The sequence below is a fragment of the Spirillospora sp. NPDC047279 genome (assembly GCF_040643285.1).
In the GTDB taxonomy this organism is placed as follows: domain Bacteria; phylum Actinomycetota; class Actinomycetes; order Streptosporangiales; family Streptosporangiaceae; genus Spirillospora.
In genome coordinates, this window is the sequence record NZ_JBEYUA010000004.1 from 185056 (window position 1) to 199920 (window position 14865).

Below are 14865 nucleotides of genomic sequence, written 5' to 3' on the forward strand. Positions count from 1 at the left end.
GGAGAACCGATGACGGCTGTTCGCCCCCTGCAGCCGGACGATCCGCCCACGCTGGGCCCGTACGAGATCATCGGGCGGCTCGGCGAGGGCGGCCAGAGCGTCGTCTACCTCGGCCGCGGCCGCGGCGGCGGGCAGGTGGCCGTCAAGCTGCTGCACGCCCAGCTCAGCGCCGACCCCGAGTGGCGGGCCAGGTTCGAGCGCGAGCTCGACGTCATCGGCCGAGTCGCGGGGTTCTGCACCGCCCGCGTGCTCGACGCCGACGTGGGCGGCGAGCTGCCGTACGTGGTCAGCGAGTACGTGCCGGGGCCCTCGCTCACCGAGATGGTCGCCGGGCAGGGGCCGCGCACCGGCACCGACCTCGACCGGCTGGCGATCGGCACGGTCACCGCGCTCGCCGCCATCCACCGGGCCGGGATCCTGCACCGCGACTTCAAGCCGTCGAACGTGCTGATGGGTCCGGACGGGCCGCGCGTCATCGACTTCGGCATCTCCCGGGTGCTGGGCGGCGCGGCGACCACGCGCGCCGGCGGCGTGGTGGGCACCCCCTCCTACATGGCCCCCGAGCAGGTCAGCGACGGCGATCTCGGGTCGGCCGTCGACCTGTTCGCGTGGGCGTCGACGATGCTCTTCGCGGCGACGGGGCGGCAGCCGTTCGGCAACGACACGATCTCCGCGGTGTTCCATCGGATCCTCTACTACGACCCGGACCTGTCGTCGCTGCCCGGGTCGCTGCGCGTGATCGTGGGCGCCTGCCTGTCCAAGGACCCGGTGGCGCGGCCGACGGCGCAGCAGGCGCTGCTCGACCTGCTCGGCCGCGAGGTGACCGTCACCGCCGAGCCCGGCCAGGCCGAACGCGCGCTCAGCACGGGCGCGCACCTCGCCGGCGACGACCGCACCGGCGAGCAGGACGGCACGTCGTCGCCGTGGACGCCGACCCCGCCGCACGCGCTCAACCCCGCGCAGCGCGGCGTCGATCCCGCCGCGCTGACCCAGCGCACGCACCCGCCCACGCCCGCGCCCCCGGATCCGCTCGCGGCGCTGCCGCGGGTGCCGGCGCCGCGCCCGGCGCCGCAGGGCGCGCCGGCCACCATGCCGCCGCGCCGCCGTGACCGCCGGCGGATCGCCGCCGCCGTCGTGGTGCCCCTGATCGTCCTGGCGGCCGGCGCCGCGGCCTGGGCCATCGTCTCGGGCGGCTCGGGCGCGCCCGGCGCGAAGGAGCGGCCGACCGCCGACGAGGCGGAGCCGCCCGCCGCCGCGGCCGCGGTGCTGACCACGGCGAACGTGTCGGTCAAGGCCGTCATGAGCTTCGACCACACCCGGGTCGACAAGGACGTCGCCGGCGCGCACGCACGTTCGACGCCGCAGTTCAGGGCCGAGTACGACCGGCAGTTGCGCACCGACGGCTGGCTGGTCAAGCTGCGCGACAGCAAGAGCGTGGTCGGCGTCGACGTGGTCGACTCGGCGGTCGTCGCCGCGTCGCCCGGCACGGTCACCGTGCACGCCTACCTCAAGCGCTCGGTCCGGTCGGCAAACGCGGCCGCGCAGCTCCAGCCGTACTCCATGCGGCTGACCATGGCCGAGCAGGAGAACGGCGCCTGGCTGCTGGACACGCTCTACACCCTCACCGCCGACCAGGTGCCGGCCACCGCGGGCGCCTGGCCGGGGGCGCAGGCGCGCGCCGCGACCACCGCGGCCGCCCGTGACAAGGTCGTCGCGGGCGGCTCGCTGATGGAGGCCGGGCTGCGGCCGGGCGGTGCGCCCGGCCAGGTCATCGCGCTCGTCTCGGTCGGCGACTGCACACGGGGGAGCTGCAAGGCCTCCGACGCGGTGAGCGTCTACCGGCTCGTCCTCAGCCGCTCCGGCGGCGGCTGGCAGGTCGGCCGTTCAGAGCGGCTCTGAACGAGCCTGACACGACTCCGAACGACTCCGAACGACTCCGAACGACTCCGAACGACTCCGAACGGCGCTGAACGGCGCTGAACGGCGCTGAACGGCCGACCGGCTTCAGGACGAGGGGGCGCGGCGCCGGCGCGTGCTCGCCACGGCGACGCCGCCGGCGAGCACCGACACCAGCCCCAGGACGGCCAGCGGAACGGCGTCGGCGCCGGTGAACGGAAGGTCCTCCGGCAGGACGCCCGACGCCGACGGCCCGTCCTGCCCGGACGGCAGGTCGGGGAACAGCGGCGAGGCGGGCGGGAGTTGCGGGAGCCCCGGCGACGGCCCGGGGGCGCCCGGGCCCGGCGGCGGGGTCGGTGGCGGGGTCGGTGGCGTCGGCGGGGTGGGCGGCGTCGGGGGAGTGGGCGGCTGCGGGGGAGCCGCGGCGCATCCCGCGCCGGCGCAGCCGCTCACGTCCAGGTCGAGGGAGGCGCCCTGGCCGCCTCCCGACGGCTTGACTCCGGCGCTCAGCGCGACGCCGGCCGCGGCCTTGGTGCCGCCGGCCTGGGCCCCGGCCTTGACGTCGAGCTCGGCACGGCCGGCCGCGGGCGCGGTGACGTGGCCGGTGACCTGCGCGCCGGCCGACGCCGTTCCGCCGCCGAGGCCGGCCCCGACGCGCACGTTCAGCCCGGCGCCGGCGTGCGGGGTGTTGAGCGACGTGCCCACGCCGAGCCCGGCCCGGGTGGTGCCCCCTTCGCCGGTGAGCCCTCCGTCGAGGCGCAGGGAGAGCAGCGGCTCGGTGGTCTTGGTGGTCGTGGTCGTCGTGGCGGGTTGGGAGCTCTTGCCGGTCGTGGCGGGTTCGGCGGACTCGGCGTGTGAGACTCCGCTCAGCGCGGCGAGGCCGAGCGCTGTCGCGCCGGCCGTCACCGCCAGTCTCCTGCCTTGGTGCACGGGGGGTCTCCTGATGTCAGTGATGTCCACAATCTGCGATCAGACTGGCACGCGAAGTAGCCATTGTGAACCTTGATCACGTTCGCCTGTCCGGGTCCGGCCATACTGGGGACATGACCAGGGTCATCGCGGGAAGCGCGGGCGGGCGCCGGCTGGCCGTCCCCCCGGGCCGGGACACCAGGCCGACCAGCGACCGTGCCCGGGAGGGCCTGTTCTCGACCGTCCAGGCGCTGCTCGGCCCCCTCGACGGGCTGCGCGTCGCCGACCTGTTCGCCGGGTCCGGCGCGGTCGGGCTCGAGGCGCTGTCGCGCGGCGCGGCGCACGCGCTGCTGGTCGAGTCGCACCCGCGTGCGATCAAGGTGGTCCGGGACAACGCGGCGGCGCTGGGCCTCCCCGGCGCCGACCCGGTCGCCGACAAGGTCGAGCGGGTCGCCGCCAAGCCGCCGGACGAGCCGTACGACCTGGTCTTCGCCGACCCGCCGTACGCGCTGGGCGACGCCGCCGTCCTCGGCCTGCTCGCCGCCCTGCGCGACAACGGCTGGTACGCGCCGGACGCGCTGGTCGTCGTCGAACGTTCGATCCGCACCCCGGCCCTGGCATGGCCCGACGGCTACACCCCCGAACGCGAGCGCCGCTACGGCGAGGCCGTCTTCTACTACGCCACCCACCACTGACCCGCGCCACCCGCCACCGCCCCCGTCCCACCCGCCACGTGTGCTGCGGGCGAGGCGAGGCCGGGGTTGGCTCGGGCCCATGGAAACGTCTCCCTCGGCCAACCTTCCGCAAGCCGGCGGCGCGCTGCCCGGGTCCACGGTTTCCCGGCGCGGTGTGATTACGCTTGATCGTCGCGCGACCTGGGGGAGTTGGCGGGCATGAACACGGCCGTGGGGCGCACCTGGATCCTGTCCTTGCTGATGGTCCTCGCACTGATTGCGAACGTGACGTACATCCAGGGGTTCAGGGCCCAGGAGCTGCGCGACGACCCGCTCAACGCGCGCCAGTACGAGGGGCGCCACCGGGTCGAACGCGGCCCGATCGTCGCCGGGGGACGGCGGCTGGCCTGGTCGGAGCAGGTCGGCGACAGCGAGACCTACCGGCGCCGCTACTGGAACAGCGAGGTGTTCTCGCCGGTCACCGGCTATTTCTCGCTCTTCTCCCAGAGCGCCCTGGAGAACGCCGAGAACCACTTCCTCGACGGCTCCGACCCGCGCCTGGTCACCACCAGCTTCATCAACAAGCTGCTCGGCAAGCAGACGCCGGGCGGCACCGTCGAGGCCACGGTCGACGTGGAGGCGCAGCAGGCCGCCTACTCGGCACTGCGCGCCAGCGGGGCGCGCCGGGCCGCCGCCGTCGCGCTCGACGCCAGGACCGGCGCGATCCTGGTCATGGCGTCCACGCCCTCGTACGACGCCAACTCGGTGACGACGCTGGACGCCGACACGGCGACCGAGCGGTTCGAGCGGCTCAACGACGACCCGCTGCAGCCGCTGCTCAACAAGGCGATGAACGAGCTGTTCCCGCCCGGGTCCACGTTCAAGACGGTGGTCGCGGCCTCGGCGCTGACCGCCGGGGCCACCGAGGACACCCGGGTCAAGGCGGGCCGGAGCTACCGGCCGCCGGGCGCCGGGCAGGCGATCAACAACGACGCGGGCGACATCGGCGGCCAGTGCGACCTGCCCGCGATCCCGCTGATCGACTCCTACGCCCAGTCGTGCAACACCACGTTCGCCTACATGGGCGCCGAGAAGCCCGGCAACGACGCCGTCGCCGACCAGGCCGAGAACTTCGGCTTCTACGGCAAGATCGATGTGGCGGAGGGGAAGATGGCCGCCGCCGCCAGCTCGTTCCCCCGCACCGACCAGGCGTCGCTGAGCGCGCTCGGCTCGATCGGCCAGGGCAGCACGGTCGCGACGCCGCTCCAGATGGCCCTGGTCACCGCCGGGATCGTGAACGGCGGCCGGATCATGCGGCCCTACCTGGTCGGCACGCTGCGCGGCGCCGACGGGTCGGTGGTCAGCGAGGCGAACCCGCGGACGCTGACCCGGCCGCTCACCGAGGAGCGGGCCGGGCAGATGCGGGACATGATGCGCGAGGTCGTCCGGTCCGGCACCGGCAAGAGCCTCCAGGGGACGTCGGTCGCGGGCGGCAAGACCGGGACCGCCGACATCGAGGGCAAGGCCTACAACGACCGCTGGTTCATGGGGTACGGGCCGACCTCGAACCCGCGGTACGCCGTCGCGGTGATGACCGAGGCGTCCGGGTACGGCATCGAGTCGGGGCCGATCGCCGCGAAGATCATCGACGCTCTCGCGGGATGACCGGGGGAGGGGGCGGCGGAAACCCGGTGCGAACCGACCGAATCCCGTTTGGTAGTTTCGCGCCGCAGGCCGTCACCTGCACAGAAGGCCAACCGCAAGGATGGAGCCACCTCGTGCGCCGTGTCGTTTGTCCGGGCTCGTTCGACCCCGTCACCAATGGACACCTCGACATCATCAGCCGGGCCTCCCGCCTCTTCGACGAGGTGGTCGTCGCCGTATTGATCAACAAGACCAAGCAGGGGCTCTTCGCCATCGACGAGCGCATCCAGATGCTCGAAGAGGTGACCAGCGAGTACGGCAACGTCAAGATCGATAGCTGGCACGGCCTGCTCGTCGACTTCTGCCGCCAGAACGACATCCCCATGATCGTCAAGGGTCTGCGCGCGGTCAGCGACTACGAGTACGAACTGCAGATGGCGCAGATGAACCACCGGATGGCGGGGGTGGAGACGATGTTCATGTCCACCAACCCGCTCTACTCCTACCTCTCCTCCAGCCTGATGAAGGAGATCGTGAAGTACGGGGGCGACGTCTCCGGCCTGATCCCCGAGATCGTTCACGAGCGTCTGGTCAAGCGCCTCCAGGAGGGCTGACCGGGTCACGAGTTGGGTTGGCGGGCCTGCGTTCGGTACCCTGGGGAGTCGGCCACGACCGACGGCCGCAATTCGCCATGCCACACGAAAGCAGGACCACTCTGTCTCGCCTCGACCCCCATGCCCCGCTCGTGCTCGACACCCGAGCTCTCAGCAGGCAACCCGGGTCGTCCCGCGAGCAGACCCTGAGCGTGCCGGCACCGGAGGATTTCGGCGTCGAGATGGTGGGCGTGCCCGAGGGCGCCGAGCTCGAACTGGATCTCCGGTTCGAGGCGGTGCTGGAGGGCGTGCTCGTCACGGGCACGGCGTGGGTCCCCCTGGAGGGGGAGTGCGCCCGCTGCCTCGACCCGATCGCCTCGACCTTCGAGGCGGACTTCCAGGAGCTCTTCGTCTATCCTGACACCCGCTCCGGCGGGAACGCGGACGACGACGAGCTCCGCCTCGAGGACGATCTCATCGACCTCGAGCCGGTGCTCCGGGACGCGGTGCTGCTCGCACTGCCGCTGTCCCCGCTGTGCCGGGACGACTGTCCCGGCCTGTGCACGGAGTGCGGTACGCGGCTGGCGGACGCCGGCCCGGACCACCACCATGACGTCGCCGACCCACGATGGGCGGCGCTGCAAGGTTTCACCGACCCACGAGAAGGAAAGCAGGAGGGCTGACCAGTGGCCGTCCCCAAGCGGAAGAAGTCGCGCAGCAACACGCGGCACCGTCGCGCGCAGTGGAAGACCAGCGCGCCGACCCTGGTCGAGTGCCCGACCTGCCGCGACCAGAAGCTCCCCCACACCGCGTGCGCGACCTGTGGGACCTACGACCGGCGTCAGGTCATCACCCCGTCGGCTTGATCTTCGAATCTCGGGGGGCGGGTCCGCGTACGGCGGCCGCCCCTCGAGGTACGTGACACGACCACCCGGCGAGTGACGTCGGCGTGGCGACCGGCACCGGGGTCGGCGCCCGAGGCCGTGGTGCACGCCGGGAATGATCAACCGGCGCGCACCTCGTCTTCGTGGACCCTCCCTCGCACGGTGCTTTCGCGTCGGCACGGCCGTCACACGCCGTAGCGGCTACCGCACATTGTGGAATGAGCCCTGCGAGGAGGGCCTGTGACCGGCAAGAACCACGAAGCCACGGCGGATCGTGCGGAGCTCAGCCGCGCGCTCGGCATCGAGATGTCCCCCGAGCTTCTCGAACGCGCGCTGACCCACCGGTCCTACGCGTACGAGAACGGCGGCCTGCCCACCAACGAGCGCCTGGAGTTCCTGGGCGACTCGGTGCTCGGCCTCGTCGTCACCGACACCCTGTTCCGCGACCACCCGGACCTGCCCGAGGGGCAGCTGGCCAAGCTGCGCGCCGCGGTGGTCAACATGCGCGCCCTGGCGGGCGTCGCGCGCGGGCTCGGCGTCGGCGCCCACATCCGGCTCGGCCGGGGCGAGGAGGGCACCGGCGGCCGCGACAAGGCCTCGATCCTCGCCGACACCCTGGAGGCGCTGATCGGCGCCGTCTACCTCGACCTCGGCCTGGGCGAGGCGTCCGCGCTGGTGCACCGGCTGTTCGACGCGCTGATCACCCGTTCGGCCGGGCTGGGCGCCGGGCTCGACTGGAAGACCTCGCTGCAGGAGCTCACGGCGGTGGAGGAGCTCGGCGTCCCCGAATACCACGTCGCCGAGAGCGGCCCCGACCACCAGAAGACCTTCCGCGCCTCGGTCCGCGTCGGCGGCACCACCTACGGCTCGGGCGAGGGGCGCAGCAAGAAGGAGGCCGAGCAGCACGCCGCCGAGGCCGCCTGGAACGCGATCCGCGAGATCGTCGTGGCCCGCGAGGCCGGCGAGAACGCCGCCGCGGGAGGCGCCGCCGGGGGCAACGGGCACGGCTCCGCGACGGCCGGCACCAGCGACGACAACGGGCACGCCGGCAGACAGTCGTAACCTGGGTCGCATGGTTTCCACCCCTCGACTCCGCTACCGCATGATCACCGGTCCGGACGACGCCGAGTTCTGCGGGCGCGTCAGCGCGCTCCTGGACGAGGGCTACGAGCTGTACGGGGCGCCCACGATGACGTTCGACGCGGCCCGCGTCCGGGTCGTCGTCGGCCAGGCCCTGGTGCTGGCCCCGGCTCCGGGAGGCGAAGATGCCTGAGCTTCCCGAGGTCGAGGTGGTCCGGCGCGGCCTGGAGAGCTGGGTGACGGGACGCACGGTCGACGCCGTCGAGGTGCTGCACCCGCGCTCGGTCCGGCGGCACGAGGCGGGCGCGGGCGACTTCGCCGGCCGGCTGACGGGCGGCACGGTCGTGGCGCCCCGCCGCCGCGGCAAGTACATGTGGCTGCCCCTGACCGCCCCCGGCGAGCCCGGCGACAAACCGGTCGAGGCGCTGCTGGCGCACCTGGGCATGAGCGGCCAGCTGCTCGTGGGCGAGCCGGCCCGTGAGCGCGAGAAGCACCTGCGCGTCCGGCTCACGTTCACCGACGGCGGGCACGACCTGCGCTTCGTCGACCAGCGCACGTTCGGCCACCTGATGGTGACCGACCTGGTCCCGGACCTGGTCGGGGGCGGCGACGGGTTCGTGCCCGAGCCGATCGCGCACATCGCCGCCGACCCGCTCGAGGCCGCCTTCGACGACGAGGCGTTCTTCCACGCGCTGCGGCGCCGGCGCACCGGCGTCAAGCGGGCGCTGCTCGACCAGTCGCTGATCAGCGGGGTCGGCAACATCTACGCCGACGAGGCGCTGTGGCGGGCCGGCCTGCACTGGGCGCGGCCCACCGAGACGCTGACCCGCGCCGAGGCGTCCCGCGTGCTGGCCGCCGCCCGCGAGGTGATGGAGGCGGCCCTGCGCGTGGGCGGCACGTCGTTCGACAGCCTCTACGTCGACGTCAACGGGGAGAGCGGCTACTTCGACCGGTCCCTGGACGCCTACGGGCGCCGCGACGAGCCCTGCCGCCGGTGCGGGTCGGCGATCAGGCGCGACGTCTTCATGAACCGCTCGTCCTACAGCTGCCCCAAGTGCCAGCCGCGCCCCCGCCGGGCGCGCTACTAGGGCGGGCACGGGCCTGAGCGGCGGCGGACCGAGCGGCGGCGGACCGAGCGGCGGAGACTTGAGCAGTGGAGACCTGAGCAGCGGGGAGACGATGGGCGACGAGAGCGTACGGCTCACGGCCTGGGCGCGCGGGCGCGTGCAGGGCGTGGGCTTCCGCTGGTGGGTCCGGGCCAGGGCGCTGGAGCTCGGGCTCGTGGGGAGCGCCGCCAACCTGCGCGACGGCAGGGTGGAAGTGGTCGCCGAAGGCCCTCGTTCGGCCTGTGAGCGCCTGCTGGAGGCGTTGCGGGGTCCGGGTACCCCGGGACGCGTCGCGGGCGTCACCGAGCGCTGGAGCGACCCCCGCGGCGGCCTCTCCGGGTTCGTCGAGAGGTGACCGGTAGGGTTTTCCGGTTTGTACCTGCTAAACTAGTGACGACAGGTTGTTACCGGCCCGTGATGTCCATCTTGACCAGGACACCGGCCGGTGCGACTCTAGACGATACGCGCACCGACTTTATTTGCTCATTGTGCGCGATCCCTGCTGGTTACTCAGCGTGGAGGACCCTTAGTCATGGCGAAGGCTCTACTCGGCCACGTCGGCGGTCCCGACCCCCGGATGGTCGCGGAGATGCGGCGCCTTCAAAGGCGCGTACGTGATCTGGAGGCCGAGCTCGTACGGCTTCAGGCAGAGAACGACGCGCTTGCGACGGCGACCGACGACGACATCGTGTCGCTCGGAGTGAAGGACCGCGAACCGGCGCTTACTTAACGGAGGCGCCTAGGGCTGGGCGGGGAGGCATGGCCGGCGTTTTTACGGCATCTTCCCCGGTTCCCAGCCCTTAGTGTTTTCACTGTTTCCCCAGGGGGACGCCCCTCTGGAGTCCCCGGCACACAGGGGGACGACCATTCCAGGCTTGAACGTACCGGGACTCTTCGGGTCGGCGGTCGTCACTCTCCGTGACCAAGCCCTGGGGTGGAAGATCGATGACCTCGTGCGCCCCGCCCCGCGATGCTCGCATGGGCGGGGTCTCGCTTGTCTTGATCTCCCTTGCGGCGTGTTTAGCGGGCTCGCGACGCGCAATCGGGCAGATCATGGCACATTGAGTGAAGGAGTGGTCCGACCCTGCGCGGATCCCGGAGGAGGACTGACGGCGCGTGTATCTGAAGACGTTGACGCTGCGCGGCTTCAAGTCCTTCGCGTCCTCCACCACGCTCAAGTTCGAGCCCGGCATCACCGCCGTGGTCGGGCCCAACGGCTCCGGCAAGTCCAACGTGGTGGACGCGCTGTCGTGGGTGATGGGCGAGCAGGGGGCCAAGTCGCTGCGCGGCGGCAAGATGGAGGACGTCATCTTCGCCGGCACGGCCACCCGGCCGCCGCTGGGCCGCGCCGAGGTCGTGCTCACGATCGACAACGCCGACGGCGCCCTGCCGATCGACTACTCCGAGGTGACGATCAGCCGGCTGATGTTCCGGTCGGGGCAGAGCGAGTACGCCATCAACGGCGACTCCTGCCGGCTGCTGGACATCCAGGAGCTGCTCTCCGACTCCGGCATCGGCCGCGAGATGCACGTCATCATCGGCCAGGGCCAGCTCGACCGCGTCCTGCACTCGGGACCCGAGGGCCGCCGGGCGGTCATCGAGGAGGCGGCGGGCGTCCTCAAGCACCGCAAGCGCAAGGAGAAGGCGCTGCGCAAGCTGGACGCGATGCAGGCCAACCTGACCCGCGTCCAGGACCTCACAGGCGAGCTGCGCAGGCAGCTCAAGCCGCTGGGCAAGCAGGCCGAGATCGCCCGCCGCGCCGCCGTCATCCAGGCCGACCTGCGCGACGCGCGGCTGCGCCTGCTGGCCGACGACCTGGTCACGCTGACGACCAAGCTCGACCAGGAGGCCGCCGACGAGGCCGCCATCCGGGAGCGGCGCACCGAGACCGAGCGCGCGCTGGCCGGCGCGCAGGAGCGCGAGGCCGGGCTGGAGGCGGCCGAGGCCGCCGAGGCGCCCCGGCTGGCGCAGGTGCAGGACACCTGGTTCCAGCTGTCGGCGCTGAAGGAGCGGCTGCGCGGCGTCGCCGACCTGGCCGCCGAACGGCACCGCAACGCGGCTGAGGCGCGCGACGAGGAGCGCCGCGGCCGCGACCCCGAGGACATGGAACGCGAGGCCGTCGCCATCCGCGAGCAGGAGGAGACGCTCCGCGCCGCGCTGGAGGAGGCGCAGGAGGGGCTCGCCGGGGCGGTCGAGGAACGTTCGGTCGCCGAGGACGCGCTCCAGGCCGAGGAACGCCGCCTGCAGAGCGCCGCCCGCGCCGCCGCCGACCGCCGCGAGGAGCTGGCCCGGCTGCGCGGCCGGGTCGAGGCGCTGCGCAGCAGGGCGCAGGCGGGCGAGTCGGAGATCGGCCGGCTGGCCGAGGCGCGCACCGAGGCCGAGCAGCGGGCCGGGGCCGCGCAGGCCGAGTTCGAGGCCTTCGAGGCCGAGGTCGTCGAGGACCCCGAGCTCGCCGCCGAGCACGAGGTCGCGCAGGAACGCCTGGCCGTCGCCAAGGAGGCGGTCGAGGAGGCGCGGGCCGGCGTCGAGGGGCCGCGCGAGGAGCTCAAGGCCGCCCGGTCGGCGGTGTCGGCCGCCCGTTCGGCCGACCAGTCCGCGCAGAAGAGCGTCGCCGCGCTCCAGGCGCGGATCGAGGCCCTGGAGCTGACGCTGGCCAGCGCCGCCGACGGCGGCGAGGCCCTGCTGTCGGCGGGCGCGGACGGCACCCTGGACGGCGTGCTGGGCACGGTCGCCTCGCTGCTGACCGTACGGCCCGGTTACGAGACGGCGGTCGCGGCGGCCCTGGGCAACGCGGCCGAGGCCATCGCGGTCGGTTCGGTCGACACCGCGGCGGCGGCGCTGGCGCTGCTGCGCTCGCGCGACGCCGGACGTGCCGGAGTCCTGGTCGGCGGCGGTCCCGGCGCCGCGACGAGCCGGGTCCCGGGCGTCGACCACGCGATCGACGCGGTCACCGTTCCCGACGAGGTACGGCCGGCGCTGGAGCACCTGCTCGGCGACGTCGCGGTGGTGGACGACCTGGCCGCCGCGGCCGACCTGGTGCGCCGCGAGCCGGCCCTGCGCGCGGTCACCCGCGACGGCGACCTGTTCGGCGCGCACTGGGCGATGGGCGGCGCCGCGGGCGGCGGGCAGGGCCTGCTGCAGATGCGCGCCACCCTCGACCAGGCGACCGGCGACCTGGCGGAGGCCGAGGCGGGCGCCGAACGCGGCGCCGCCGGGCTTGAGACGGCCATGGAGGCCGAGCAGTCCGCGCAGTCCGCGCTGGACGCCGCGCAGTCCGCGGTCAACCAGGCGCAGTCCGGCGTCAACCAGGCCCAGTCCGACCTCGACCGGGTCCGCGGCAGGCTGCGCGAGTTCGACGCCAAGGCCGCCCAGGAGGCCAAGCACGCGGCGCGGCTGGAGGCCGGCGTGCGGGCCGCGCGCGGCGAGGTCGAGCGGCTGACCAAGGCGCTCGACGCCGCGAGCGAGTCGCTCGAACGCGACACGCAGGCCGCCGAGGAGCTGGCCCTCCGGCTCGCCGAGTCGGAGGAGGCCGCCGAGGTCGCCGACGAGATGGGCGACGAGACCGACCAGCGCGACGAGCTCGACGAACGCTGCCGACGGTTGCGTGCCGTCGAGATGGAGTCCCGGCTCGCCGTCCGTACCGCCGAGGAGCGGGTCCAGGCCATCTCCGGCCGGGCCGACGCCCTCGAACGCGGCGCCCGGCGCGAACGTGAGGAGCGGGCCCGCGCCGCCTCACGGCGTGCCCGCCGCGAACGCCAGGCCAAGATCGCCGAAGCGGTGCACAAGGGGGCGCGCACCGCCCTGGACCGCATCGACCTGTCGCTGGAGGCGGCGGTGACGCAGCGCGAGGCCGCCGAACGCGGTCGCGCCGCCCGCGAGTCCGAGCTCAAGGTCGTCCGCAGCCAGGTCCGCGAGCTGTCCGGCACCCTGGAACGGCTCGTCAACGTGGTGCACGGCAGCGAGGTCGCGCGGGCCGAGCAGCGGCTGCGGCTCGAACAGCTCGAGGAGCGGGCGCTGGAGGAGTTCGGCCTCGAGGTCGAGGCGCTGGTGTCGGAGTACGGCCCGGAGCAGCACGTGCCGCCGGGCCCGGAGGCGGACGAGGACGCGCAGCCGACCCCGTACAGGCGGGCCGAGCAGGAGAAGCGCGCCAAGGCCGCCGAACGCCAGCTCAACCAGCTCGGCAAGGTCAACCCCCTCGCGCTGGAGGAGTTCGCTGCGCTCGAAGAGCGGCACGCCTTCCTCACCTCGCAGCTCGAAGACCTCAAGAAGACGCGGCGCGACCTGCTGACCGTGGTCAAGGAGGTCGACGACCGGGTGCAGCAGGTCTTCGCCGCCGCCTACGACGACACCGCGCGCGAGTTCGAGCGCATCTTCGCCCGGCTGTTCCCGGGCGGTGAGGGCAGCCTGTCGCTCACCGAGCCGGGGGACATGCTCGCCACCGGAGTCGAGGTCGCGGCCCGGCCGCCGGGCAAGAAGGTCAAGCGGCTGTCGCTGCTCTCGGGCGGCGAGCGGTCGCTGGTCGCGATCGCCTTCCTCGTCGCGGTGTTCAAGGCGCGGCCGTCGCCGTTCTACGTCCTCGACGAGGTCGAGGCGGCGCTGGACGACACCAACACCCAGCGCCTGCTGACCGTCTTCGAGGAGCTGCGCGAGGCGTCCCAGCTCATCGTCATCACGCACCAGAAGCGCACGATGGAGGGCGCCGACGCGCTCTACGGCGTCAGCATGCGCGGCGACGGCGTCACCCAGGTCGTGAGCCAGCGCCTGCGCGAGCACGAGCCCGCCTGACCGGCCCCGCCGTGCCGGTCAGCTGTGCCGGTCAGCTGTGCCGGTCAGCTGTGCCGGTCGGGGCCGCCGCCGGGGTGAGGACGTAGCCGGTCACGCCCACCCTGCCGCACTCGTGCGCACGGTGTGGGCCGAGTGCACGCCGCCCGGTGCACCGGCCACGACGCCGCGGCACATCGCGTGGGCCCTGGTGAACGCCCGGGTGCGGCATGGTCCGCCGGGTGCCGTCGGGAACGCCGGTTTTCGCGGGCATTATAGCGACCTCCGGGGCCGAAAGTGGTTAGTGTTCGCAGTGCGGCGATTGTGTGGAATAACGGTGTTTCTCAGTCGGCGCCGGTTTCTGGAGGTTCCCTGGGATGGTGGGCGGCGAGGGGCTGTCCTCCGCCTCGATGCGCGACTCCATCGAGACCCCGGATCCGCCTCACGTTCGTGCTCCTGATGCAGGTGCGCGAGCTGATCGTCGAGTCGCTGCCGGGGGCGGGCACCGGGATCACGGTGCGCTTCGCGGGGGAGGACGCGGCCGGCGGGCGAGCCGCGGTGATCAGGAGAAGGATCGATGAACGCGCATCCTGCTACCCCCGACGGACCGGCCGAGGGCGAACGTTTCCGAGTGCTCGTCGTGGACGACGACCAGTTCATCCGTTCGGGCCTGGTGATGGCACTGGAGGCCGGCGACGACATCGAGGTCGTGGGTGAGGCCGGCGACGGCGCCGAGGCGATGGAGAAGGCGCGCCGGCTGCTGCCGGACGTGACGTTGCTGGACGTGCGCATGCCGCACGTCGACGGCGTCGACGCGGTCGAGGCGCTGAGCCGGGTCAGCCGCGTCATCATGCTGACGCGGGTAGAGGACCCGGACGTGGTGCCGACCGCCGTGCGCAAGGGCGCCGTCGGCTATCTCGTGCACAACACGTTCACCATCGAGGAGCTCACCGTGGCGATCCGCGAGACCGTCCGGCACCGCGCCCACCCTCTCTCCCAGCTCTCCCAGGTCGCGTCCGCCGCCCTGATCGAGGCCACCCGCGGCGGGCAGGTCGCCGCGCCGCCGCCCGACCCGACGGGCCACCGGGCGCGGTTCGGCCTTTCCGCCCGCGAGATCGAAGTGATGGACCTCATTATTCAGGGACATGCGAACTCGGATATCGCGGCCAAGCTATTTCTGACGGAGAAGACCGTCAAGAACTACATCAACCGCATATATGCCAAACTCGGGGCGCCGAACAGGGCCGCCGCCATCGTGACCTGGCTGGGCGTGCCTCCAGGCGGCTGACCGGGGGTTTTCCTTGTGAGGCCCGGGTGA

The 14865-nt window shown here is 73.0% G+C and carries 14 protein-coding genes; 13 read left to right on the forward strand and 1 reads right to left on the reverse strand.

Features of this window, described 5'->3' with window-relative positions; translation table 11 throughout:
- Window positions 1-9 precede the first annotated feature (9 nt).
- Window positions 10-1899 carry a serine/threonine-protein kinase gene (locus ABZ810_RS11235; protein WP_358402050.1) on the forward strand — a complete coding sequence of 630 codons (1890 nt, stop codon included), beginning with the start codon at window positions 10-12 and terminating at the stop codon, window positions 1897-1899.
- A gap of 105 nt (window positions 1900-2004) precedes the next feature.
- Here the strand turns inward: ABZ810_RS11235 and ABZ810_RS11240 are convergent, their stop codons facing one another.
- Entirely contained in the window at window positions 2005-2802 is a 798-nt protein-coding gene (locus ABZ810_RS11240; protein WP_358402051.1) for a hypothetical protein, read from the reverse strand.
- A 137-nt stretch (window positions 2803-2939) separates the two neighbouring features.
- Here ABZ810_RS11240 and rsmD point away from each other — a divergent pair, with 137 nt between their 5' ends.
- The 12 genes from rsmD (at window position 2940) to ABZ810_RS11300 (ending at window position 14835) form a co-directional block, all read left to right on the forward strand.
- Window positions 2940-3500: a 16S rRNA (guanine(966)-N(2))-methyltransferase RsmD gene (rsmD, locus tag ABZ810_RS11245; protein ID WP_358402053.1), complete on the forward strand. Its 561-nt coding sequence runs from the start codon at window positions 2940-2942 to the stop codon at window positions 3498-3500.
- 198 nt (window positions 3501-3698) lie between these two features.
- On the forward strand, window positions 3699-5144 hold the full coding sequence (locus ABZ810_RS11250) for a penicillin-binding transpeptidase domain-containing protein (protein WP_358402055.1): 1446 nt from the start codon (window positions 3699-3701) through the stop codon (window positions 5142-5144).
- Between the two features lie 113 nt (window positions 5145-5257).
- Entirely contained in the window at window positions 5258-5737 is a 480-nt protein-coding gene (gene coaD / locus ABZ810_RS11255) for a pantetheine-phosphate adenylyltransferase (protein ID WP_358402057.1), read from the forward strand.
- 77 nt (window positions 5738-5814) lie between these two features.
- The gene (locus tag ABZ810_RS11260; RefSeq protein WP_358402059.1) at window positions 5815-6399 is read left to right on the forward strand and encodes a YceD family protein; all 585 of its coding nucleotides are present in this window, start codon (window positions 5815-5817) and stop codon (window positions 6397-6399) included.
- A 3-nt stretch (window positions 6400-6402) separates the two neighbouring features.
- Window positions 6403-6582: a 50S ribosomal protein L32 gene (rpmF, locus tag ABZ810_RS11265; RefSeq protein WP_358402061.1), complete on the forward strand. Its 180-nt coding sequence runs from the start codon at window positions 6403-6405 to the stop codon at window positions 6580-6582.
- A 324-nt stretch (window positions 6583-6906) separates the two neighbouring features.
- Window positions 6907-7662 (forward strand): ribonuclease III, encoded by a 756-nt coding sequence (gene rnc, locus ABZ810_RS11270; RefSeq protein ID WP_358402846.1) that lies wholly within the window; start codon window positions 6907-6909, stop codon window positions 7660-7662.
- A 10-nt stretch (window positions 7663-7672) separates the two neighbouring features.
- Window positions 7673-7873, forward strand: coding sequence for a DUF1737 domain-containing protein (locus ABZ810_RS11275; RefSeq protein WP_358402063.1), 201 nt, complete (start codon window positions 7673-7675; stop codon window positions 7871-7873).
- A complete protein-coding gene (gene mutM, locus ABZ810_RS11280) occupies window positions 7866-8768 on the forward strand; it encodes a bifunctional DNA-formamidopyrimidine glycosylase/DNA-(apurinic or apyrimidinic site) lyase (RefSeq protein ID WP_358402065.1) in 903 nt (300 codons plus the stop codon). Before ABZ810_RS11275 ends, mutM begins: the two co-directional genes overlap by 8 nt.
- A 91-nt stretch (window positions 8769-8859) precedes the next feature.
- Entirely contained in the window at window positions 8860-9141 is a 282-nt protein-coding gene (locus tag ABZ810_RS11285) for an acylphosphatase (RefSeq protein ID WP_358402848.1), read from the forward strand.
- Window positions 9142-9318: 177 nt separating this feature from the next.
- The gene (locus tag ABZ810_RS11290; RefSeq protein WP_358402067.1) at window positions 9319-9516 is read left to right on the forward strand and encodes a hypothetical protein; all 198 of its coding nucleotides are present in this window, start codon (window positions 9319-9321) and stop codon (window positions 9514-9516) included.
- A 386-nt stretch (window positions 9517-9902) separates the two neighbouring features.
- Window positions 9903-13571, forward strand: coding sequence for a chromosome segregation protein SMC (smc, locus tag ABZ810_RS11295; RefSeq protein ID WP_358402068.1), 3669 nt, complete (start codon window positions 9903-9905; stop codon window positions 13569-13571).
- A gap of 553 nt (window positions 13572-14124) precedes the next feature.
- Entirely contained in the window at window positions 14125-14835 is a 711-nt protein-coding gene (locus tag ABZ810_RS11300; protein ID WP_358402070.1) for a response regulator transcription factor, read from the forward strand.
- Window positions 14836-14865: the final 30 nt, after the last annotated feature.